Consider the following 22,527-nt stretch of genomic DNA (forward strand, 5'->3'; position numbering starts at 1 on the left):
GGAATGGCCCGGTTTCCACCCCGTTCGACGGTGCACGCGCATTGCCACTCTTTTGGTGGCAGCCGTGCGCCCCGTCCGCCGGGCGCACGCCGGAGCACGCGCCCCTCGCGGAAACATCTCGGGAGCGGCCGATACATTCCGGACATGCTGCCGTCATCCGTGCGCGGGCACGGGCGCGCCCCCGGCGGGCGCGGAAGTCCCGCGCCCGCCGGGGGCGGACGGCTGCCGGGGCGGACGCCCCGGCGCACTCACACGTTCGGCGGCGGGCCGTCGATCGGGCGGCCCAGCAGACCGGGCCGCTGCTGCCAGGGCAACGGGCCGGTCGGCGGCCGGTACTGGACGCCGAGGGCGTCCAGGCGCCGGTAGTGCTCCGTCATCCGGTCCTCGAAGCCGGCGAAGTCCCGGTCGGCGGAGGCGGGCAGGGTGCTCCAGGCGACCTCGGCGAAGGCGGCCAGCCGGGGGAAGACCTGGTAGTCCATGCGCGAGGAGTTCTCCATCACCTCGGCCCACACGTTGGCCTGGGTGCCGAGGACGTGCCGGGCCTCCTCCGGGGTCAACTCCGGCGGTACCGGCTCGAAGCGGTACACGTCCTCCAGGGTGCGGACGAAACCGATCGGCACCGGCTCGTCGGGGCCGTCGTGCTGCCGGTGGTCGAGGTAGACCTGCTGTTCCGGGCACATGACGACGTCGTGTCCGGCGCGGGCCGCGGTGATGCCGCCGCCGTAGCCGCGCCAGGAGGAAACCGCGGCGCCGGGTGCCAGACCGCCCTCCAGGATCTCGTCCCAGCCGATGAGCCGACGGCCGCGCTCGGCGATCCAGGCGTCGAAGTGGCGGATGAACCAGGACTGGAGTTCGTCCTCGTCCTTGAGCCCGAGTTCCCGGATGCGGGCCTGCGCGGCCGGCGACTGCCGCCACTGGTCCTTGGGGCACTCGTCCCCGCCGATGTGGACGAAGGGCGAGGTCTCGGCCGGGAAGAGCGCCAGCACCTCCTCCAGCACGCCCTCGTAGAAGCGCAGGGTGTGGTCGGTGGGGGCGAGGACGTTGGGGCTGACCCCCCAGGTGTCCCAGACCGTCATGGCCGCGGTGTCCACGACGTCGGCGTTGCCGAGTTCGGGGTAGGCGGTGATGGCGGCCTGCGAGTGGCCGGGGACGTCGATCTCCGGGACGATCCGGATGTGCCGGGCGGCGGCGTAGGCGACGATCTCGCGGATGTCGTCCTGGGTGTAGTAGCCGCCGTGCGGCTTGTCGTCCCAGAGCGGCGAGGCCCGGTGGCCCCACTTGGTGCGGGAGCGCCAGGCGCCGGCCTCGGTCAGCTTGGGGTAGCGCTTGATCTCGATGCGCCAGCCCTGGTCGTCGGTGAGGTGGAAGTGGAAGACGTTCAGCTTGTGGGCGGCGAGCAGGTCCAGGTACCGCAGCACGCCCTCCTTGGGCGTGAAGTGGCGGGACACGTCCATCATCATGCCCCGCCACCCGAAGCGCGGCGCGTCCTCCACGGTGACCTGCGGCAGCGTCCACTGCCGCGCCGGGTCGATCGGGGCGCGGCGGTGGGCGTCGGCGCCGAGGAGTTGACGCAGGGTCTGGGCGCCCCAGAACACCCCGGCGGGACTGCCGCCCTCGATGCGGGTGGTGGGCGCGGCGACCGTCAGCCGGTAGCCCTCGGCGGGGAGTTCGGGGTCGACGACCAGGGCCAGGCGGTCGATCCGCCCGGGGTCGTCCTCGGGGGCCGGGGTGCCGGCCGGGGCCTCGCCGAACGGCAGTCCGGTGGCGGCGCCCAGGTGGGCGCGGAGCCAGCGGGCGGTCGGTTCGGTGCCCGGGCCGGTCTCCAGCAGGGTGCCGGTGTGCAGCGCCGGGCGGCCGTCGCCGGTGCGGACCAGTCGCCGCGGGGCGGGGACCAGGGCCCCCTCCGCGGTGGGATCGTCGCCTTCTGCTGACCTGTTCGTCGCGGCTTCACCCGTCATGACGTCTTCCGTTTCCGAATCGGTGGTGTGTGCGTGCGTTCGTCGGTCGTCCGTCCGCCGGTCACGGCGGCGTCGGTCCTTTCCGGGTTCCTTCGATGGTCATTCGGGTGGGGGTGGGCAGTGGTCAGTCCTTGACCGCTCCTCCGAGCCCGGACACCAGTCTGCGCTGGACGAGCACGAAGAAGATCAGTACCGGAATGGTCATCACGGTAGACGCCGCCATGATGCCGCCCCAGTCGTTCTCGTCCGGTTTGAAGAAGACGAGCAGGGCCATGGGCAACGTGGATTGCGAGGTGTCGCTGATGATGAAGGACTTGGCGAAGAGGAAGTCGTTCCACGCGGAAATGAACGAGAAGACGCTCGTCGCGACCAGTCCCGGGAACACCAGCGGGAAGAGGATCTGCCAGAGGAACCGGCTGCGGCTCGCGCCGTCCAGGGCCGCGGCCTCCTCCAAGGCCTCCGGGACGGCCTTCACGAAGCCCCTGAGCATCCAGATCGCGAAGGGCAGCGAGAAGGCGATGTGCGGCAGGATCAGTGCGCCCAGGGTGTTGAGTTGGCCGAGGTCCCGCATGAGGAAGAACAGCGGGATGGCCAATCCTTCGACCGGAACCATCTGCGCGATGAGGAACATGATGAGCAGGGTGGTGCGGAACTTGAAGCGGAATCGGGTGACGGCGGTCGCGGCGAGGAACGCGATGATCGCGGACACCAGGACGACGGACACCGCCACGATGAGGCTGTTGAGGAAGTAGCGACCGAATTCCTGCTGCCCGAAGAGCCGCTCGAAGGAATCCAACGAGGGGTTGAACGTCCAGGGCCGGGGTTCGGTCGACTCGATCTCCCCGGCCGGCTTGAACGCCGACAGCACCATCCAGTACAGCGGGAAGGCGACCACCACGGCCACCACCAGGGCGGTCAGTTCGGCGGCCAGTCGCCAGGGCCGCTGGATGAGCCGGCGGCCACCGGACCGGGGTCGCGGTCGGCCGCCGCCGGACGCCGTCGACTCCTGCGGGTTTGGGGAACCGTCCGTGCGGTCCTTGGCGGGGGCGTCCGGGAGGGTGCCGGGGCCGCCGTCGCGCGCTGCGTCCGGGTGGCCGCCGCCACCCACCGCCGTGCCGGTCACAGTTCCTCCCCCTGGCGCCGCAGCAGCCGCAGATAGACGAGCGTGACCACCAGCAGGATCACCAGCATGACCACGCCGATGGCGGACCCGAGGCTGTACTGGGAGGACGCGAACGCCTTTTGGTACGCGTACACGTTGAGGACCATGTTCTGGCCGGCGATGCCGCCGCCGTTGGTCATCACGTAGATCTGGGTGAACACCTTGAAGTCCCAGATGATGGACTGGATGGTGACGACCACCAGGATGGGTCGCAGCATCGGCGCGAGGATCGACCGCCAGATCCGCCACTGGGAGGCGCCGTCCAGCGAGGCCGCCTCCAGGACCTCCGCGGGCACCGCGCGGATGCCCGCGTAGACGGTGACCATCACGAAGGGGAACGAGCACCAGACGACCTCGAACAGCACCAGGGCGAAGGCGCTGTAGCGGCCGTAGGTCCACGAGTAGTCGCCGAGCCCGAACAGCTTGTTGACGGGCCCGAAGTCGGGGTCGAACAGGAACACCCACACCGTCGAGCCGGTGACCGCGGGGGTCGCCCAGGCGCCGAGCGCGGCCATCATCAGGACCAGCCGAGGCACGGCGCGGATGCGGGTGAGCAGGACGGCCAGCGCGCAGCCGACGGCGAGCGTGGAGACCACGCAGACCGTGGCGAACACCACGGTGGCCAGCAGGACCTGCCAGAACTGCTCGTCGCGGAAGAGCGTGAGGTAGTTGTCGAAGCCCTTGAAGGTGGTCGGTTCGCCGCCGCTGACCTGGGCCTGGGTGTACTCCAGGAAGGAGATCAGGCCCAGTTGGTAGATCGGGTAGACGAGCAGCCCGGCGAGGACCACCAGGGCGGGTGCGAGGTACAGCCACGGGGTCCAACCGGAGCGGCCGGGGCCCCGGGCGCCGGACCTCTTCGGTCGGCGCCCGGGTCCGCGCACCGCCACCGGGGGCTTGTCCACGGTGATGTCGTGCGTCATGGGTCAGGACTCTCGGTTCAGCCCGCGTTGGTGAAGGCGTCGTCCATCTTCTTCGCCGCGTCCGCGGAGGCGGCTTCGACGTCCTTGCGGCCGCTGGCGACCTCCTGGAACATCGTCGGCAGCACCAGGGAGGCGTCGATCTGCCCCCAGGCGGGCGAGGCGGGCACGAACTTGGCGCCCGCGGCCAGGGTGTCGATGAACGGCTTGATGAAGGGCTCCTCCTCCGCGACCTGCTGGCGGACGTCGGTGAAGGTGGGCAGGAAGCCCATCGCCTCGAAGAGTTCGCCCTGGGGCTTCTTGCCCGCGAGCTCCTTGACCAGGTCGACCGCGAGGGTGCGGCGCTCGGTGCTCTTGAGGACGCCGATGTTGTTGCCGCCGGCGAAGGCCGGGGCGATCTCGCCCTCCTTGACGCCGGGCAGCGGGACCACCGCGAACTTGCCGTTGGCCTTGCCGGCCTCGACCGCGGCGCGGCTGAAGTCGCCTCCGATCGCCATGCCGGCCTTGCCGGAGGCGAAGGCGGTGACGGTGTCGTTGCCGCCCATGCCGGCGCACTTGGCGGCCGGGCAGTTGTCGTCGCCGAAGAGGGAGGTGTACGCCTTGATGCCCTTGCGGGACTCGGCGCTGTTGAGGGCGGAGGTGTACTTCTCGCCGGACTTGGTGGCTATCTCGCCGCCGTTGGACCACAGGAAGGGCATGGCGCCGTAGGTGTAGGCGCCGCCGACCGCGAGGCCGTACAGCTCGGGCTTGGCCTTGCGGATCTTCTTGGCGGTGGCGATCAGCTCGGCCTGCGTCTTGGGGACGTCGAGCTTCAGCTCCTTGAAGACGTCCGTGCGGTAGTACAGGGCGCGGACGCCGACGAAGTAGGGGGCTCCGTAGACCTTGCCGTCGACGGTGACCGACTCGCGGGCGGTGGGGTCGGTGTCCTTGCCGTCGGCCCAGTCGCCGAACTCCTTGGTGATGTCGGCGAGGCCGCCGTCCTTCACATAGCCCGCGGTGTCGGTGTTGCCGTACTCGATGACGTCGGGGGCGCTCTTCGGGTCGTTGAAGGCGGCCTTGATCTTCTCCGCGCGGGTCTCGACGGGGATGTACTCCACCTTGACGTCGGCACCCTCGTTGGCCTTCTTGAAGGACGCGACGGCGCTGTTGACGACGTCCTCCTTGGGCTTGTTGTTCACCTCCTGGAAGAGCCAGACGCGCAGGGTGCCGCTCTTCTCGTCCTTGTCGGAGGAGGCGTCCGAGCTCTGCGGGGCGCAGGCGGTGGCGGTCAGCGCGGCGACGGTCAGGGCGGCGAGGGCGGCGGACCGTCGACGCGGGGCGGCGGTCGCCCGGTTCATGAACTTCTGCGGGAGCTTCATCGAGCGGTCCTCCGAGTTCACGTTGCAGAAGGCGCAACGAGTGTTTCGCGGTGCACAACACCACGGAGGCTAGGGGGGTTCCCGGGGTTCATCAAGGGTTCAGCGGAGGGTCTCAACCAGTCCGTGACCAGCGAGAGCAGAGCGCGCAACGAAGTGGGCGGAATGCCATGGTTTGCACCACGACAGGTCTGGACCATTGGGGCAGCTCTCTCCCCCAACCGGACACGACGCGTGTCACCGGGGGGGACTCACGGGGCCGGTGGTGCACTCACACCGGGCGCCGCACTCCCCCCTACCCGACTTCGGCGCCGTCACACCCGACACCGCCCGCCCCGGCGCCGGACGACGGCCGGAACGCCCCACCGGCCGCAAACGCGAGGTGGCGGAGCCGAAGGGGCTCCGCCACGGAAAGGCACTGCCGTACGGCCGCCCCGCACCGTCCCGGCGGGGACGTACGGAGCGGGGAAACGGGACGACTACTTCTTGCCCTTGCCGTCCTTGCCGTTCTTGTCGTTGCCGCCGGGGCCCATGGACTCGTAGATCTCCTTGCACATGGGGCACACCGGGTACTTCTTCGGGTCGCGACCCGGCACCCACACCTTGCCGCAGAGCGCGACGACCGGGGTGCCGTCGAGCGCGCTCGCCATGATCTTGTTCTTCTGGACGTAGTGGGCGTAGCGCTCGTGATCACCGTCACCGTGCGAAGTCTGCGGCGTCGGTTCGACGAGGGTCCCGGTACCCGTCCCGCGCTCGGGCTCAAGAGTGCTCATGGTTGCCAAGGGTACTGAAACCCCACGGCGTCCGGTCCCACCGGCACCGGGCCCGGACCCCGCCCCGCGGACGGGCGGAACGCACCGGAACGCACCCCGCGGCGGTGCGCCGCCGGGCTCCGGACCGCACCGGACTCAGTTCAGGGACGGATCGTCCGGATAGGTCGCCACCATCGCCAGTTCGCCGCGCTGGCGCCGCAGCACCGCGCGCCACAACCGCTCGGGGTCCGGCGCGGACACGTCCCCCGGCTCCGACTCCACGACGTACCAGACGCCCTCGCCCAGCTCGTCCTCCAGCTGTCCCGGGCCCCACCCCGCGTACCCCGCGAAGATCCGCAGCGAACCCAGTGCGGCGGCCACCAGCTCGGGCGGGGTCTCCAGGTCCACCAGGCCGATCGCCCCGTGCACCCGGCGCCAGCCGAGCGGGGTCCGGTCGTCCGCGGAACCGCCCGGGATGACCGCCAGGGCCAGGGCCGAGTCCAGGGAGACCGGACCGCCCTGGAACACCACGTCGAGCTGGCCGGTGAGTTCGCCCCACCCCTCCAGGACCTCGCCGACGCCCACCGACGTCGGACGGTTGAGGACCACGCCGAGGGAACCCTCCTCGTCGTGGTCGATGAGCAGGACCACCGCGCGGTCGAAGTTCGGATCGGTCAGGGCGGGCGCCGCCACGAGCAGCCGCCCCGTGAGGGAGGACACCTCGGTCATGCACCACATGATTCCCCATCCTCCCCGTCCGCGGGCGCCGACCCCCACCTCCGCACCCCTCCGGCACGTCACCGCCCGTGGCCGCGCGACGGCGGTTCGTGTTGTGGCCAAGTCCTGACCGGGTCCTGGCCGCCACGGGCTTACAGAAGGGGGGGTTAGGGCCATTACGCTAGCTCTTCGGCCCCTGCCCGTCTCACTCGGAACGCGAGATACATGACCGTCACCGACGATGTCCTGCTTGTCCACGGCGGAACCCCGCTGGAGGGCGAGATCCGTGTCCGCGGCGCGAAGAACCTCGTGCCCAAGGCCATGGTCGCCGCGCTGCTCGGCAGCGGACCGAGCAGACTGCGCAACGTTCCGGACATCCGTGATGTCAGGGTCGTCCGCGGACTGCTCCAACTCCACGGCGTGACGGTGCGCCCCGGAGAGGAACCCGGCGAGCTGGTGCTCGACCCCACGCACGTCGAGAGCGCGAACGTCGCCGACATCGACGCGCACGCCGGCTCCTCCCGCATCCCCATCCTGTTCTGCGGCCCGCTGCTGCACCGGTTGGGTCACGCCTTCATCCCCGGCCTCGGCGGCTGCGACATCGGCGGCCGGCCCATCGACTTCCACTTCGACGTGCTGCGGCAGTTCGGCGCGCGCATCGAGAAGCGCGACGACGGCCAGTACCTGGAGGCCCCGCAGCGGCTGCGCGGCACCAAGATCCGGCTGCCCTACCCCTCGGTCGGCACGACCGAACAGGTGCTGCTGACGGCGGTGCTCGCCGAGGGCGTCACCGAGCTGTCCAACGCCGCGGTGGAGCCGGAGATCGAAGACCTGATCTGCGTGCTCCAGAAGATGGGCGCCATCATCGCGATGGACACCGACCGCACCATCCGCATCACCGGTGTGGACAAGCTCGGCGGTTACACCCACGCCGCGCTCCCCGACCGGCTGGAGGCCGCCTCCTGGGCGTCCGCCGCCCTGGCCACCGAGGGCAACATCTACGTCCGCGGCGCCCAGCAGCGCTCGATGATGACCTTCCTCAACACCTACCGCAAGGTCGGCGGCGCCTTCGAGATCGACGACGAGGGCATCCGCTTCTGGCACCCCGGCGGCACCCTCAACGCCATCGCGCTGGAGACCGACGTGCACCCCGGCTTCCAGACCGACTGGCAGCAGCCGCTGGTGGTCGCCCTGACCCAGGCCACCGGGCTGTCGATCATCCACGAGACCGTCTACGAGTCGCGGCTCGGCTTCACCTCCGCGCTGAACCAGATGGGCGCCCACATCCAGCTCTACGGGGAGTGCCTGGGCGGCTCGGACTGCCGCTTCGGCCAGCGCAACTTCCTGCACTCCGCGGTGGTGTCCGGGCCGACCCGGCTCCAGGGCGCCGACCTGGTCATCCCGGACCTGCGCGGCGGCTTCTCGTACCTGATCGCGGCGCTCGCCGCGCAGGGCACCTCCCGGGTGCACGGCATCGAACTGATCAACCGGGGCTACGAGAACTTCATGGACAAGCTCCAGGCCCTCGGCGCCAAGGTGGAGCTGCCCGGGAAGGCCGCCGCCCTCGGCGGCTGAGCAGCAGCCACGGGTCCGGACGGGCCCTGTGGTCGCACGGGAGGCCCTGGCGGTCTCGAACGCCCCGGGCCACCGCCCGGTCCGCGATCGAGGCCGCCAGGGCCGTTCCCGGGCCTCCACCGGGTCACCCGACCCGGTCGGGTGACCGAACCGGCCCGGGAAACGCGACGGGGCGGCACCCTGGCCCGGGTGCCGCCCCTCTCGCCTGAGTCCCGCGCCCTCGTCGGCGCGGGGAGCGAGACGCCTTACTTGCCCTTTGCGGCTTCCTTCAGCTTGGACCCGGCGGACACCTTCACGCTGTAACCGGCGGGGATGTTGATCGGCTCGCCGGTCTGGGGGTTGCGAGCGGTGCGAGCGGCACGGTGGGTGCGCTCGAAGGTCAGGAAGCCGGGGATGGTGACCTTCTCGTCGCCCTTGGCGACGATCTCGCCGACCGTCTCGGCGAACGCGGCCAGCACGGCGTCGGCGTCCTTGCGGGTCACCTCGGCGCGGTCGGCCAGCGCGGCCACCAGCTCACTGCGGTTCATGTTTGTACTCCCGTGTTCATCTTGCCGTTGAGGCGTGAGATCGAAGCCGATGCTGCCAGGGACCGTGGTCGGGCCCCTGACCCGGGTCCGTCGCCAGACCCTCGCGCCCAGACAGGCATCCTGCCCCCACCAGCAGCGGGAACGCCAATCCGGCACCCTTGGGAGTCACACGAAAAGCGCCACCGGTACGAAACGGTGACGCTCCGTTCGGTCCCGAAAGCGGAGCGCAGGGGCGGGGGCCGGTGCCCCGGGGTGGTGCCCGGCCTGTCGGCCCGGTCCCCTCTCCCCGACGGCTCCCGATCGGCCCCCTGTGAGGGCCCCAGCGTATGCGCGGGGGCGCGGCGGGAGCACGGCGACGCGCCGCCCGGAGGCAACGGCTCGGGGCGCGGGGAGCCGCGCGAGCGGCGCACCGCGCCCACGGGGCGAGCGGGGGCGGGGGCGGCCCCCGTCGGGGTCAGCGCGTCGCGGCCTTCGCCACGGTGCGCACCGCCCCGGCCACCGCGCCGGCGACCTTGTCGTTGAAGACGCTGGGGATGATGTAGTTGGGGTTCAGCTCGTCCTCGGTGACGACGTCGGCGAGGGCGCTCGCGGCGGCCAGCATCATGTCCGTGTTGACGGTGTGCGACTGCGCGTCGAGCAGGCCGCGGAAGACGCCCGGGAAGACCAGCACGTTGTTGATCTGGTTGGGGAAGTCGGAGCGGCCGGTGGCCACCACCGCGGCGGTCTGGCGGGCGACCGCCGGGTCCACCTCGGGGTCCGGGTTGGCGAGGGCGAAGACGATCGCGCCCTCGGCCATCGCGGCGACGTCGGTGCCGTCGAGGACGTTGGGGGCGGAGACGCCGATGAAGACGTCGGCGCCGCGCACGGCCTCCTTGAGGGTGCCGGTGAGGCCCTCGGGGTTGGTGTTGTCGGCGATCCAGCGCAGCGGCGAGTCGGAGTCCGCGGAGACCAGGTCCTCGCGGCCCGCGTGCACCACCCCGTGGATGTCGGCGACCACCGCGTTCTTGACCCCGGCGGCGAGCAGCAGCTTGAGGATCGCGGTGCCGGCGGCGCCGGCTCCGGACATCACCACGCGCACGTCGCCGACGGCCTTGCCGACCACGCGCAGCGCGTTGGTGAGGGAGGCGAGGACGACGATGGCGGTGCCGTGCTGGTCGTCGTGGAAGACGGGGATGTCGAGGGCCTCGCGCAGCCGGGCCTCGATCTCGAAGCAGCGGGGGGCGGAGATGTCCTCCAGGTTGATGCCCGCGAAGCCGGGGGCGATGGCCTTGACGATCTCGACGATCGCGTCGGTGTCCTGGGTGTCCAGGCAGAGCGGCCAGGCGTCGATGCCGGCGAAGCGCTTGAAGAGGGCGGCCTTGCCCTCCATCACGGGCAGCGCGGCCTTGGGGCCGATGTTGCCGAGGCCGAGGACGGCGGAGCCGTCGGTGACCACGGCGACCGAGTTGCGCTTGATGGTGAGGCGACGGGCGTCCTCGGGGTTCTCGGCGATGGCCATGCAGACCCGTGCCACGCCCGGCGTGTAGACCATGGAGAGGTCGTCGCGGTTGCGGATGGGGTGCTTGGACTGCATCTCGATCTTGCCGCCGAGGTGCATCAGGAAGGTCCGGTCCGAGACCTTGCCGAGGACGACGCCCTCGATGGTGCGCAGCTTGCCGACGATCTCCTCGGCGTGCGCGGTGGAGGTCGCGGCGATGGTGACGTCGATGCGCAGCTTCTCGTGGCCGGACGCGGTGACGTCGAGGCCGGTGACGGAGCCTCCGGAGGACTCGACGGCGGTGGTGAGCTGCGATACCGCGGTTCCGCTGGCGGGCACCTCAAGGCGAACCGTCATCGAGTAGGAGACGCTGGGCGCCGTTGCCATGGCCGACTTCCTCTTCTTCACTCTGGTCTCGCGTGCACGTCGTCGTGTACACGTGCACGCCGTCCGGCGGGGCCGGACAGCGCCTTCCGATGGTCGCACCTACCGTCGGGTAGATGTGAGCCGCCCCGTATTGCGAAGCTTTTGTTCACGAAGCCGGACCATTGTTTACGGAAGGCTCGTTCCAGCATACGGAAAGTGCGGCCGACACGAAGAGGCCCACGTCACAAGGACGCGGGCCGCTGGGTGACTTGAATGACACCGACCCGCCATGCTCGCCTCGCGGCAAGTGGTCGCTCGAAGCGACGAAGGTTGGGCCCGGGGGCTTGGATCGGGCCGGTGTCACGTCCACGGTAACAAACGATCCCCGCACGGCAATTCCCGTCGCCCGGGTCCGTCCGGCATCCGGCCGAACGGCCGGTGCCGGGTCACCCGCCGGGGGCCGTCAGTCGCGCAGCAGGTCGGGGACCCCGTCCGCATCGGGCTCGTCGCGCGGGCCGGAGACCACGGTGAGCTGCTGGGTCGCCCGGGTCAGCGCCACGTACAGCACGCGCAGCCCGGCGGGCGACTCGTCGGCGATCTCCGCCGGGGAGACCACGACGGTGGCGTCGTACTCCAGGCCCTTGGCCTCCAGGCTGCCGAGGGCGACGACCCGGTCGCCGAGCCCGGCCAGCCAGCGGGCGGCCTCGGCGCGCCGGTTCATGGCGACGACGACCCCGACGGTGCCGTCCACCAGGTCGAGCAGCCGCTCGGCCTCGGCGCGCACGGTCCGGCCCTGGCCCCGGTCGTCGACGGTGGCGAACCGGGGCTCCAGTCCGGTGGAGCGGACCGCGGACGGGGAGGTCGCGCCGGGCATCGCCAGCGCCAGCACCCTGGCGGCGAGGGCGGCGATCTCGGCCGGGTTGCGGTAGTTGACGGTGAGGGTGAAGCGGCGCCGGGGCCGGTTGCCGAGCGCCTCGTCCCGGGCCCCGGTCGCCTCGTCCACGTCCGACCAGGAGGACTGGGCGGGGTCGCCGACCACGGTCCAGGTGGCGTGCCGGCCGCGGCGGCCCACCATGCGCCACTGCATGGGGGTGAGGTCCTGGGCCTCGTCGACGATGACGTGCGCGTACTCGACGCGTTCGGCGGCGAGGCGCTCGGCGCGTTCGCGGCGGCTCTCCTCGCGGACCGGCATCAGCTCCTCCAGGCCGGTGAGCTGGTCGAGCGGGTCCACCTCGCGGCGCTGCCGGGGGCGGGCCGGGGCGCCGAGGACCGTGTGGAGCTCGTCGAGCAGGGCCACGTCGTGGACGGAGAGCGCCTCGCGCTGGAGGGAGCGGGCCACCCGGCGGACCTCGCCGGGGTTGAGGATCCGGCGGGCCCAGCGGCCGAGCCGTCGCTCGTCGCCCATCGCGGCCAGCACCTGACGCGGGGTCAGTTCGGGCCACCAGGCGTCGAGGAAGGAGGTGAAGGAGTCCTCGGAGGTGACGTCCTCGTCGAAGGAGGACCGCAGTTCGGCGGCGAGTTCGGGGTCGGTGTGACGGGAGGCGGAGCCGGACTGCGCCCAGAGCGCGTCCAGCAACAGCCTCCTGACGCGCGGGCGCAGCAGGTTGACCGGGGCGGTGCCGCCGAGGGCGGCGTCCCGGATGCGGGCCAGCCGGTCGGCGTCGAGTTCGAGGCGGCGGCCGTGGGCGACCACGCGCAGCCGGTCGGGGGCCGGGGCGCCCTCGGGGCGCAGTTCCAGGGCGCCGCGGGCGGCCTTGCGCAGGAGCTTGACCATCCGGGACGAGCCCTTGGCCCGGGCGGTGGCGGGGGTGTCGTACACGGTGGCCTCGGCCCCGTCGACCAGGGAGCCGAGCGCCCGGATGGCGACCTGTCCCTCTTCCCCGAGGGAGGGCAGCACGCCCTCGGTGTAGGAGACCAGCAGCGGGGTGGGCGAGATGATCAGGATGCCGCCGGAGTAGCGGCGGCGGTCCTGGTAGAGCAGGTACGCGGCGCGGTGCAGGGCCACGGCGGTCTTGCCGGTGCCGGGGCCGCCCTCCACCAGGGTGACCGAGGCGGCGGGGGCCCGGATGACGAGGTCCTGCTCGGCCTGGATGGAGGCGACGATGTCCCGCATGGTGTGGCCGCGGGCCCGGCCCAGCGCCGCCATCAGGGCGCCGTCGCCGATCACCGGGAGTTCCCGGCCGTCGAGGTACGCGGTGAGCGCGGGGCGCATCAGGTCGTCCTCGACGCCGAGCACCTTGCGGCCCTTGGAGCGGATCACCCGGCGGCGGACGACCCGGCCGGGCTCCACCGGCGTGGAGCGGTAGAACGGGGCGGCGGCGGGCGCCCGCCAGTCGATGACCAGCGGGGTGTAGTCGGTGTCGAGGACGCCGATGCGGCCGATGTGCAGGGTCTCCGCGATGTCGGCGACCTGCCGGGCGGGGTCCGCGGGGTCGGTGCCGATGGCGCCGTCCGCGGGGTCGACGGAGGTGTGGGCCCCGTCCGGGCCCTTCTCGCCGTCCTTGCCCTCCAGCAGGTCGATCCGGCCGAAGAGGAAGTCCTCGAACTCGCTGTTGAGGCGGTTGAGGTGGACGCCGGCACGGAAGACCTGGGCGTCGCGCTCGGCGAGCGCGCCGGGCGTGCCGACCTGGCTGAGCCGGGCCGCGTCCCGCATCAGGAACTCGGCGTCCTGGATCTTCTCCTCCAGCCGGCGGTAGACCTGGTCGAGATGATCCTGTTCGACACCGATCTCGTGTTCACGGACCGAGTCGAGAGCGGCGTGCTGAGCGGCCACCGGGCCCCCTTCTGACGTGCATGGCAGCCGTCTACCGTACGCCACGCGGGCCACCCGCGCCACGCGCCGGCCGGCCCGGTGGACCGGCCCGCCCGAACGGCCCCGGCCCGCCGGCCGGACGGCCCCGGGAAACACAAGGGCCCGGTCGCGCCCCGTGCGGTCGACGGGGGTGCCGGGCTGACGTGCGCGGGGCGGGCCTGTGGGGGGTGGCCCTGCGCGGGGGGCGGCCGGGTGAGGGAACCCGGCCGGCGGGGTGGGCGTCGCCTACGCCTTCACCTTCACCAGTTCCCTTCCGTCCAGGGTCCGGACCTCGAAGTGACTGATGTCGGAGCGGGTCAGCGCGGCGCCGCCGTGCACGTAGAGCGGCTTGCGCGCCTCCTTCCGCACGGCACCGGGGAGTCCGTAGCCCCAGGGGGGCACCGCCCAGGTCGTCACCGTCTCGCGTTCGCCGTTCTTGCCGACGGCGATCAGGCTGCACTTCTCGGGGCCTTCGACGTTCTTGAGCTCCAGCACGGTGTGGGTGCCCCACGCCTTGCGCTCGGTGCCCACGGTGGCGGTGATCCCGGTGGTGGGGTCGGTCGCCGTGAGCTTCTCCTCCATGTCGTGGAAGAAGGCGTCCTCGGCGGGGCTCGTCGGATGGGCGCGCTTGCCGGCCGCGGACGGCTGCGCCTCGCCGCCCCCGGTGACCACGACGGCGGCGAGCGGGCCCCCGACGATCAGGACGGCCGCGGCGGCGGCCAGGTAGAGCCCGCGGCGTCTACCGCCGGCGCGGCGGGCGGCGACCTCGTCCGCGAGCCGGTCGAGGGTGCGCGGGTCGGGCCTCGCGGGTGGAAGTCCCGCGGTGGCCGGGTCGCCGGGGCGTCTGCCGGGGGTGCCGGGCAGGTCGGCGAGCGCGGCCAGCACGGATTCCATGCCGGCGAGTTCGTCGAGTTGCCCGGCGCACCACTCGCAGCCGGCCAGATGGCCCTCGAAGGCGGTCGCCTCGTGTTCGTCCAGGATCCCCAAGGCGTAGGCGCCCACGGTCTCGTGGACGCTGTCCGCCTGATGTGTGTGGTGTGCTTCGTTCGACGTCATGCCGTCACCCCCCGCTCCTCCAGTGCCAGCTTCATCGAGCGCAGGGCGTAGAACACCCGTGAACGCACGGTTCCGCTGGGTATGCCGAGCGTGCGGGCCGCTTCATTGACCGTCCGTCCCCTGAAGTAGGTCTCGACGAGGACCTCCCGGTGTGCGGGGGTCAGGTCGTCGAGCGCGTCCGAAAGCGTCATCAGCCACAGCGCCTTGTCGATCTCGTCCTCCGCGGGGATGACCTCCAGGGGCGACGGCTCGACCTCCTGCGGCCGTGCCTGTCGGCTGCGGTGGCCATCTATCACGATACGTCGGGCCACGGTCACCAGCCAGGGGCGCACCGAACCGGTTGCGCTCCCGAGTTGGCCGGCGTTCTTCCAGGCGCGGATGAGCGTCTCCTGAACGACGTCCTCCGCGCGCTGCCGGTCCCCCGCGACCAGCCGCAGGACATAGGCGAGCAGAGGGCCCGCGTGCTCCTGGTACAGCGCGCGCATCAGCTCCTCGTCCGGCTCGGACGGGAGCTGTTCCCTACGATGTCGAGCCCTCGGCGGGCGTTCATCGGCCACGGCTGAATCTTTGCGCACGCCTACCTCCGGTGTCCCCGATTCGGCCGAGCCCGGTTCAACTCGACCGAGCTGGAACCTGACCGCTCGATTGCATCCCGGGATACGGGTGGGGCGCGGGAGCCGTTCAAATGGGTCGTCAAATGGGCCTGAAAGCACGGGACTTATAGCAGAACGACGCCGCCGGATCACCTACCGTGAAGAAGCGACCGGGGCAAGTCCGGTTATGCCGGTGCCAGTCGGACCGAAGGTCACCCCCGGGTACAGAGGGCGATTTCCAGCCGAAAACCCCGCACCGCCCTGAGGGGGTGCGGGGTTTCGGGACGGGGGCGGGTTCAGCGCCGGCGGCGGCCCGCCCGGGGCGCCGCGGTGGTGGGCCAGAACCGGGGCCGGCGGCGGGCGGCCAGGTCCTCCACCCAGCCGGTGGCCAGGATCGCCAGCCCGATCAGCGGCCAGACCAGGACCAGCATCCACAGTTGGAAGGTGGCCGTGAGCACCCGCATCGAGCCCTCCGTCATGAACGGGAGGTCGTAGAGCTGGGAGATCATCGGGATGGTGGCGACGATCAGGCCGTTGTGCCAGAGGTAGATCGTCACCGCCCGGTTGTTGAACAGGGTGACGAGCTTGTCCCAGCGGGCCAGCCGGCCGGGCAGCCGCTGCCAGGAGGGCGCGTAGACCAGCAGGATCGCCACCGCGCCGAACGACCAGGTCGCCTGGGCGAGCGGGATCTCGTTGAGGTCCATGCCGAACTCCGTCTGGTGGCCCGCGGCCCACCAGAGTCCGAAGGCCATGACGAACGCGGCCAGCGACACCGTGACGTAGCGCGGCAGCCGCCCCAGGACGCCCTCCTCGTGGGCGAAGCCGAGCAGCCAACAGCCCGCGTAGACGGCGAAGCCCTGGATGGCGTAGCCGGTCGACCCCGGGATCTCGACCAGGTCGGTGCCGAACACCCCGGCCGACCCCAGGCAGACGAGCATCGTGGGCCAGGGAGCCCGCCGGAAGGCCCACAGCAACAGCGGCGAGGCGACCACCAGCCACAGGTACGTCCGCAGGTACCACAGGGGCCCGGCGGCGTACATGGCCCACTCCGGGTCCAGCAGTCCGCCCTCGTGGCCGACGCTGAGCGGGTAGATCGGCGAGCCGACCGGCAGCACGTAGTTCAGGAGCTTGATCCAGCCCCAGTTGCCGCTCTGGTTGGGGTCGTCGCCCGGGTCCCAGCCGGCGAGGAACATCAGCGGCACCAGCACCGCGCCGAACAGCCACAGCGGGGGCAGCAGACGACGGACGCGGCTCTTGATGACTCCCCAGGCGGGCCGCTTCAGGGAGCGGGCCATCAGGGCGCCGGCGAGCGCGAACATCACGCCCATGGACGGGAAGACGATGGTCAGCCAGGCCCAGCCGTAGATGTGGTAGACGACCACCCGGACCAGGGCGAGGGTGCGCAGCAGGTCCAGGTAGCGGTCCCGGCCCGGGGCGCGCCCGGTCGGCGCCGGCGCCGGTTCGGGCGCCGGGACGGTCGCGGGCGGGGCGGCGGGTTCCGCGCGGTGGGTGTCCCAGCCCCGGGCCACCCAGTCGGGGGCGCCGGTGGCGGGGCCCTGCGGGGGGTGCGTCATGCCACCGGCCTCCGGTCGGCGGGCGCGGCCGGGTCGACCGGCCGGGGTGCGCCGCCGGGGGCGGAGCCGACGACACCGGTGCGGCGCAGCTTCTGCCAGCGGAGTCGGCCGCCGGTCAGGGCGGTGATCCAGGACTGGAGCAGCACCACGTACATCAGCTGCCGGTAGAGGATCTGTTGCAGCGGCAGCGAGATCAGGTGGACCATCTTCTCCCGGTCGAGCCGGAAGGCGTAGGCCGCGCAGGCGAGTTGGATGGCGAGGACGCCCAGCCAGGCGACGACGGTCTTGCCGGTGGGCCCGAACACCAGCCCGTACAGCAGGAACACGTCGATCAGCGGGGCCAGCAGCGGTCCGAGCACCATGAACAGCGAGACCAGCGGCAGCCCGACCCGGCCGAAGCGACCGGAGGGGCCGCGCTCCACCAGGGCGCGGCGGTGCTTCCAGATGGCCTGCATGGTGCCGTAGGACCAGCGGTAGCGCTGGGACCACAGTTGCTGCACCGACTCGGGGGCCTCGGTCCAGGCGCGGGCGTTCTCCGCGTAGACCACGCGCCAGCCGTCGCGGTGCATGGCCATGGTGATGTCGGTGTCCTCGGCGAGGGTGTCCTCGCTCATGCCGCCCACCCGCTGGAGGGCGGAGCGGCGGAAGGCGCCGACCGCACCGGGGATGGTGGGCATGCAGCGCAGCAGGTCGTACATGCGGCGGTCGAGGTTGAAGCCCATCACGTACTCGATGTGCTGCCAGGCCCCGATGAGGGAGTCCCGGTTGCCGACCTTGGCGTTCCCGGCGACCGCGCCGACCTTCGGGTCGCCGAAGGGCTGGACGAGTTCGCGGACGGTGGACGGTTCGAAGACGGTGTCGCCGTCCATCATCACGATGAGGTCGTGGCGGGCGTTGGCGATGCCGCGGTTGAGGGCGGCGGGCTTGCCCGCGTTGAGCTGGCGCACCACGCGCACGCCCGGCAGCCGCAGGTCCTCCACGATGCGGGCGGTGCCGTCCGTGGACCCGTCGTCGATCACCAGGACCTCGACGGGATGGTCGCTGTCCATCAGCGACCGGACGGTGTTCTCGATGCACTTGGCCTCGTTGTACGCGGGCACCAGCACCGAGACCGGCTCGGTGATCGGCGGGCCCCAGCGGAAGCCGCGGCGGCGGACCTTGCGGGCGTGCAGGAAGGACAGCACCAGCATCAGTCCGAAGCGGGTGATCACCAGGAACCCGATCACCGCGAGTCCGGCGGCGAGCACGGTGGTGAGGTGCCCGGCGGCCTGGACCAGCAGGATCCACGCCTTGCCCTTCCACAGGTCGAGACCGCTGACCGGGGTGTGCGCGCTCGGCATGTCGAGGGCCTGGGTCAGGTTGGTGAACTCGTAGCCCTTGGCCTTGAGGTCCGGCAGCATCCGGTCGAGCGCCGCGACGGTCTGCGAGCGGTCGCCGCCGGAGTCGTGCATCAGCACGATGGCGCCCTTGCCGGGCTCCGGCATCGACCGGCGGATGATCTCGTCGACGCCGGGCCGCTTCCAGTCCTGGCTGTCGGTGTTGTTGACGACGGTGAGGTACCCGTGGCCGCCGATGTACTCGGTGACCGGCCAGTTGCGGTTGTCGAAGGCGTGCGCGAAGGACGAGTACGGGGGGCGGAACAGCGAGGTGCGGACGTTCGCCGCGCCGGCCAGCGCCAGCTGGTTCTGCGACAGCTCCCAGTCGATGCGCCCGGTGGACTGGAGCGCCAGGTCCGGGTGGTTGAAGGTGTGCAGCCCGATCTCGTGGCCCTCGTCGACCATCCGCTTGACCAGCTCGGGGTGGCGGGAGGTCATGGTGCCGGTCACGAAGAACACGCCGCGCGCGTCGTGCTTCTTCAGCACGTCGAGCACCTTCGGCGTCCACTCGGGGTCGGGCCCGTCGTCGAAGGTGAGCACGACCCGGTCGTCCGGCACCCCGACCGTGTTGATCTTGCCGCCGCGCACGTCGATCACCGGATTGCCCTTGCGGATCGCTTCGGGCACCTGGTCGTTGTACGTCGAGGGGGCGATGCGGTGGTCGGCGAGGATCTCGCTGTGCACGTAGCCGCGGAGCATCAGCATCGCCATCAGCGCGGCGAGCACCAGCACGGGCATCAGGTAGCGCAGGGGAAGTCTGCGGCGCCGGGCCTTGGCCCGACGACCGCGCTTGCGGGACGTCATTACGGAGCGTCCTCCGCTGACCCTAGGGGCTGGGTGCCGTCGCCGGGCGGCTGCTCCGCCTCGCCGGACGGGGTGGCGGAGGGCTGTTCGACCGGGGCCGACGGGGAGGTCCCCGGGTCGGGCCCCTCGCTGGCGCCGGGGCCTTCGTCGACGCCGCCCGTGCCGGCGCTGCGGCTGGGCCCGGGGTCGGGGCGGGTGATCGGGCCGGTGCTGCCGGTGGGCTGCGGGGCGGGCGCCTCGGCGGTGGCCTCGGGGGCGGCGGCGCCGCCCGTGCCGGCGGCGGGCTCCCGGGTGCGGCCGGTGGCCGGGCGGGTGTCGGCGGCGGGCACGGGGTCCGTGACGGCGCTCTGCGCGGGGGCGGTGCTGGCCCCGCTGGAGGGGGAGGCCGTGGGGGAGGCGGGGTCCGCGGGACGCGGGGAGACGTCGACCTTCCCGGCGGGCTCGGCCTGGCTGTCGGTCATGGGCAGCCAGGGGGCGCTGGAGTTGCCGGAGACGACCGTCGCCACGATGACGCACGCGTAGACCGCGCAGCCCACGACGACGGCCATGCCTATCCGCCGGTACAACCGGCTGCGCCGGCCCGTCTCGTCCACGAACACGGGACCGTCGGCCGCGGGCCCCTCGGCCCCGACCTTCAGTTCGCCGAACTGCTGGCCGATACCGGCCATCTGGACGGTGACCTCATGCGGGTCGTGTGTCTGCCCAGGTTGGGCGTCTTCTCGCCAATTCTCCATGCGCGCGCGCATCCCCCCACGAACGATGTGAGCGCGCCGGCGGCGCCGAGCATGCGCCGCTTTCCCAGGCCCCCACCTGGTCCGAGCGCCCCCACTACCACCATGTGCTCAGGCGTCGAATGTAGCGCACTTCGGCCAGGCCGGCGGATACCCGCCAGTACGTGGACAGGGTGCAGCGGTGTCGGGAGTGTCCGGAAATCGATCCCCCTGGAGGTGCACGGGGGCGGCGGGTGGTCCGGGGCGCACTGCGGGGTCGCGCGGCTCGGGCCGTCGGGCGCCGTCCGGGCGTCGTTGCGCACCGGGGCCGCCCGGCGCCGGGGAACCGCCGCGGAACAGCGAAAAGCCCCTGACCCGGCGATGGACTCGCAGGTCAGGGGCTTTTCGGGGATGTGGAGATGGCGGGAATCGAACCCGCGTCCAACGGTGCGGAATCAGGGCTTCTCCGTGTGCAGTCCGCTACGTTTTTCTCGGCCCCGGAGATCACGCGGACAAGTCTCCGACGGGCTCAGTCACTGTGAGATTTCCTCCTCGACCCCGTGACCGGGCCTAGGAGTTTAGTTCCCTAGCTGATGCCAGGACCCGGGTCGGGAACATCCCCGGACTGACACTTCGCGAGTCGCTACTTAGGCAGCGAGGGCGAAGGAATCGCGCTTGGTTTCGGCGATTATTGGTTGCGACACGTGGTTTACGAGATCATTGCCGCTTCCTCGACACGCTTCCCCTGCTTCGACAGCCGCTGTCGAAACCGATCATCCCCCTGTGCATTTTTCAAGGTCCACCCCGTCGCTCTCGCGCTGGGGTGTGGTCCCCATGGTAGGGGAAGAGCACCGCGGGGTGCCACCGCGTTTCCGCGCGGGTCGCGGGCGACGGCGTCAGGCGCGCTGACGGCGGCGGGCCGCCGAGATCGCCCGGTCCGTCTCGCGGCGGTCCTGCTTCTCCCGCAGGGTCTGCCGCTTGTCGTACTCCTTCTTGCCCTTGGCCAGCGCGATCTCGACCTTGGCCCGGCCGTCCTTGAAGTACAGGGCCAGCGGCACGATGGTGTGCCCGGTCTCCTGGGACTTCGAGAACAGCTTGTCGATCTCCGCCCGGTGCATCAGCAGCTTCCGCTTCCGACGGGCCGAGTGGTTGGTCCAGGTGCCCTGGCTGTACTCCGGCACGTGCACGTTGTGCAGCCACGCCTCGTTGTCGTCGAGCTGCACGAAGCCGTCGACGAGGGAGGCCCGCCCCTGGCGCAGCGACTTGACCTCGGTGCCCGTGAGGACCAGTCCGGCCTCGTAGGTGTCCAGCAGGTGGTAGTCGTGCCGCGCCTTCTTGTTCTGCGCGATCAGCTTGCGCCCTTTTTCCTTAGCCATAGTGACGCCATCTTCGCACCACGGAGGGGGGCCGGGGCCAGTGCATTTGCGGGGTCGGCCGGCTCACCGCCGGACCCCCAGGCCGTTCAGCACGGATTCCGCCCGGCGCTCCACGGCGTCCGGCAGGTCCACGGCGCCCCCGTCGCCGCCGTCCTCGGGAGGTCCGGGGGCCGCTCCCCCGGTGGCGGGGGCGGGGGGCGGTGTGGGGGGACCGGCGGGGGCGGCCGGGCCGGTGTCGGTGGCCTCCAGGTCGGGGGTGATGCCGCGGCCGTCGACCCCGCGTCCCGAGGGGGTGCGGTAGTGGCCCACGGTCAGCTCGGCGACCGAGCCGTCCGGGAGCGGGCTCGGGAGCTGCACGGAGCCCTTGCCGAAGGTCCGGGAGCCGACCACCACCGCCCGGCCGCGGTCCTTCAGCGCCCCGGTCAGCAGTTCGGCCGCGCTCATGGTGCCGCCGTCCACCAGCGCCACCACCGGGCGCCGGACGTCGCCGCCGGGCGCCGCGTGCACCGCGTGCTCCTCGCCCCGGACGTCGTAGGTGGCGACCAGCCCGCCGTCCAGGAAGGCCGAGGCCGCCTCCGCCGCCTCGCTGACCAGCCCGCCGGAGTTGCCCCGCAGGTCCAGCAGGATGCCCGCGCCCGAGGGTGCCTCGCGCACCGCGGACCGCACCTGGGCGCCGGAGCCCTGGGTGAAGGCCGCCACCTTGATCAGGACGCGGGGGGCGGCGGGGGTGCCGAGGCGTTCGACGGTCACCGGTTCGGTGGTGAGCACCGCCCGGCGCAGGGCCGCGGTCCAGCGGCGGTCCCCGCGTTGCAGGTCGAGGCGGACCTCGGTACCGGGGGCGGCCGGCCCGCGCCCGCGCAGCAGCCCGATGACCTCGGTGACCGGGCGCCCGTCCGCGGGGACCCCGTCGACCCCGCGGATCAGGTCGCGCTCCCGCACCCCGGCCCGCTCCGCGGGGCCCCCGGCCCGTACCCGGGTGACCTCGATCAGGCCGCCGCCCACCCGGCGGGCCCACAGGCCGACGCCGGTGTACTCGCCGTCCAGGGCCCGGGCGAACTCGGCGTACTCGGCCTCCGAGTAGACCGCGCCCCAGCGGTCGCCGCTGCGGCTCACCGCCCGGCGGGCCGCCTCCACGGGGGACTTGCCGTCCACCAGGGCGGCGGCCGCGGCGTCCACCGCCTCCCGGGCCGTCCCGTCCGGTGCCGCGGGCCCGCCGGCGGCGACCGGAACCGGGTGCGGGTCCTCACCGGTGGCGCGGGACCAGGAGCCGGCGGCGGCGCCGGTGACCAGGACACTGGTGAACACCAAGGTCAGAGCCGCCCCGCGGCGGACGCGGCGGGGCGGGGTGAACAGGTCGGGACCTGACATGGCGGTGAGTCTAGGACAACGCCGGGCGCCGTACGGTGGGTTGACCGTACGGCGCCCGGGGCGAATCTCACAC

General features: G+C 71.9%; 17 protein-coding genes and 1 other RNA gene. 1 reads left to right on the forward strand and 17 read right to left on the reverse strand.

Annotated features, from left to right (window positions below; all coding sequences use genetic code 11):
- Positions 1-248 precede the first annotated feature (248 nt).
- The 6 genes from ACSMX9_RS09080 to ACSMX9_RS09105 form a co-directional block, all read right to left on the reverse strand.
- Positions 249-1,958 carry a beta-N-acetylhexosaminidase gene (locus ACSMX9_RS09080; RefSeq protein ID WP_445401468.1) on the reverse strand — a complete coding sequence of 570 codons (1,710 nt, stop codon included), beginning with the start codon at positions 1,956-1,958 and terminating at the stop codon, positions 249-251.
- 124 nt (positions 1,959-2,082) lie between these two features.
- On the reverse strand, positions 2,083-2,907 hold the full coding sequence (locus tag ACSMX9_RS09085; protein WP_351249189.1) for a carbohydrate ABC transporter permease: 825 nt from the start codon (positions 2,905-2,907) through the stop codon (positions 2,083-2,085).
- Positions 2,908-3,077: 170 nt separating this feature from the next.
- Positions 3,078-4,040, reverse strand: a complete 963-nt coding sequence (locus tag ACSMX9_RS09090; RefSeq protein WP_445401470.1) for a carbohydrate ABC transporter permease — start codon at positions 4,038-4,040, stop codon at positions 3,078-3,080.
- Positions 4,041-4,057: 17 nt separating this feature from the next.
- Entirely contained in the window at positions 4,058-5,395 is a 1,338-nt protein-coding gene (locus ACSMX9_RS09095; RefSeq protein WP_445401472.1) for an extracellular solute-binding protein, read from the reverse strand.
- Positions 5,396-5,871: 476 nt separating this feature from the next.
- Positions 5,872-6,165: a DUF3039 domain-containing protein gene (locus ACSMX9_RS09100; RefSeq protein WP_351249183.1), complete on the reverse strand. Its 294-nt coding sequence runs from the start codon at positions 6,163-6,165 to the stop codon at positions 5,872-5,874.
- 135 nt (positions 6,166-6,300) lie between these two features.
- Complete coding sequence (locus ACSMX9_RS09105) at positions 6,301-6,873, reverse strand: YqgE/AlgH family protein (protein WP_445401474.1); 573 nt, start codon at positions 6,871-6,873, stop codon at positions 6,301-6,303.
- Positions 6,874-7,086: 213 nt separating this feature from the next.
- Here ACSMX9_RS09105 and murA point away from each other — a divergent pair, with 213 nt between their 5' ends.
- Positions 7,087-8,436: a UDP-N-acetylglucosamine 1-carboxyvinyltransferase gene (murA, locus tag ACSMX9_RS09110; RefSeq protein ID WP_351249179.1), complete on the forward strand. Its 1,350-nt coding sequence runs from the start codon at positions 7,087-7,089 to the stop codon at positions 8,434-8,436.
- 245 nt (positions 8,437-8,681) lie between these two features.
- Here the strand turns inward: murA and ACSMX9_RS09115 are convergent, their stop codons facing one another.
- The 11 genes from ACSMX9_RS09115 to ACSMX9_RS09165 form a co-directional block, all read right to left on the reverse strand.
- Positions 8,682-8,963 (reverse strand): HU family DNA-binding protein, encoded by a 282-nt coding sequence (locus ACSMX9_RS09115; RefSeq protein WP_016645140.1) that lies wholly within the window; start codon positions 8,961-8,963, stop codon positions 8,682-8,684.
- Positions 8,964-9,417: 454 nt separating this feature from the next.
- On the reverse strand, positions 9,418-10,827 hold the full coding sequence (locus ACSMX9_RS09120) for an NAD-dependent malic enzyme (RefSeq protein ID WP_445401476.1): 1,410 nt from the start codon (positions 10,825-10,827) through the stop codon (positions 9,418-9,420).
- Between the two features lie 442 nt (positions 10,828-11,269).
- Complete coding sequence (locus ACSMX9_RS09125; RefSeq protein ID WP_445402939.1) at positions 11,270-13,606, reverse strand: HelD family protein; 2,337 nt, start codon at positions 13,604-13,606, stop codon at positions 11,270-11,272.
- A gap of 237 nt (positions 13,607-13,843) precedes the next feature.
- Positions 13,844-14,653 (reverse strand): anti-sigma factor family protein, encoded by an 810-nt coding sequence (locus ACSMX9_RS09130; RefSeq protein WP_445401478.1) that lies wholly within the window; start codon positions 14,651-14,653, stop codon positions 13,844-13,846.
- Entirely contained in the window at positions 14,650-15,228 is a 579-nt protein-coding gene (locus tag ACSMX9_RS09135; RefSeq protein ID WP_351249171.1) for a sigma-70 family RNA polymerase sigma factor, read from the reverse strand. Before ACSMX9_RS09135 ends, ACSMX9_RS09130 begins: the two co-directional genes overlap by 4 nt.
- Before the next feature lie 314 nt (positions 15,229-15,542).
- Positions 15,543-16,820 carry an acyltransferase family protein gene (locus tag ACSMX9_RS09140; protein ID WP_445401480.1) on the reverse strand — a complete coding sequence of 426 codons (1,278 nt, stop codon included), beginning with the start codon at positions 16,818-16,820 and terminating at the stop codon, positions 15,543-15,545.
- Complete coding sequence (locus tag ACSMX9_RS09145; protein ID WP_445401482.1) at positions 16,817-19,000, reverse strand: glycosyltransferase; 2,184 nt, start codon at positions 18,998-19,000, stop codon at positions 16,817-16,819. The genes ACSMX9_RS09140 and ACSMX9_RS09145 overlap by 4 nt, the downstream gene beginning before the upstream one ends.
- Positions 19,000-19,668, reverse strand: a complete 669-nt coding sequence (locus ACSMX9_RS09150) for a hypothetical protein (protein ID WP_445401484.1) — start codon at positions 19,666-19,668, stop codon at positions 19,000-19,002. The genes ACSMX9_RS09145 and ACSMX9_RS09150 overlap by 1 nt, the downstream gene beginning before the upstream one ends.
- Before the next feature lie 453 nt (positions 19,669-20,121).
- Positions 20,122-20,491: a transfer-messenger RNA gene (gene ssrA, locus ACSMX9_RS09155) on the reverse strand.
- A 115-nt stretch (positions 20,492-20,606) separates the two neighbouring features.
- Complete coding sequence (gene smpB / locus ACSMX9_RS09160) at positions 20,607-21,086, reverse strand: SsrA-binding protein SmpB (RefSeq protein ID WP_445401486.1); 480 nt, start codon at positions 21,084-21,086, stop codon at positions 20,607-20,609.
- A gap of 63 nt (positions 21,087-21,149) precedes the next feature.
- A complete protein-coding gene (locus ACSMX9_RS09165; RefSeq protein WP_445401488.1) occupies positions 21,150-22,454 on the reverse strand; it encodes a S41 family peptidase in 1,305 nt (434 codons plus the stop codon).
- Between the last annotated feature and the right edge of the window lie 73 nt (positions 22,455-22,527).

Source organism: Streptomyces sp. LE64, from assembly GCF_052606915.1.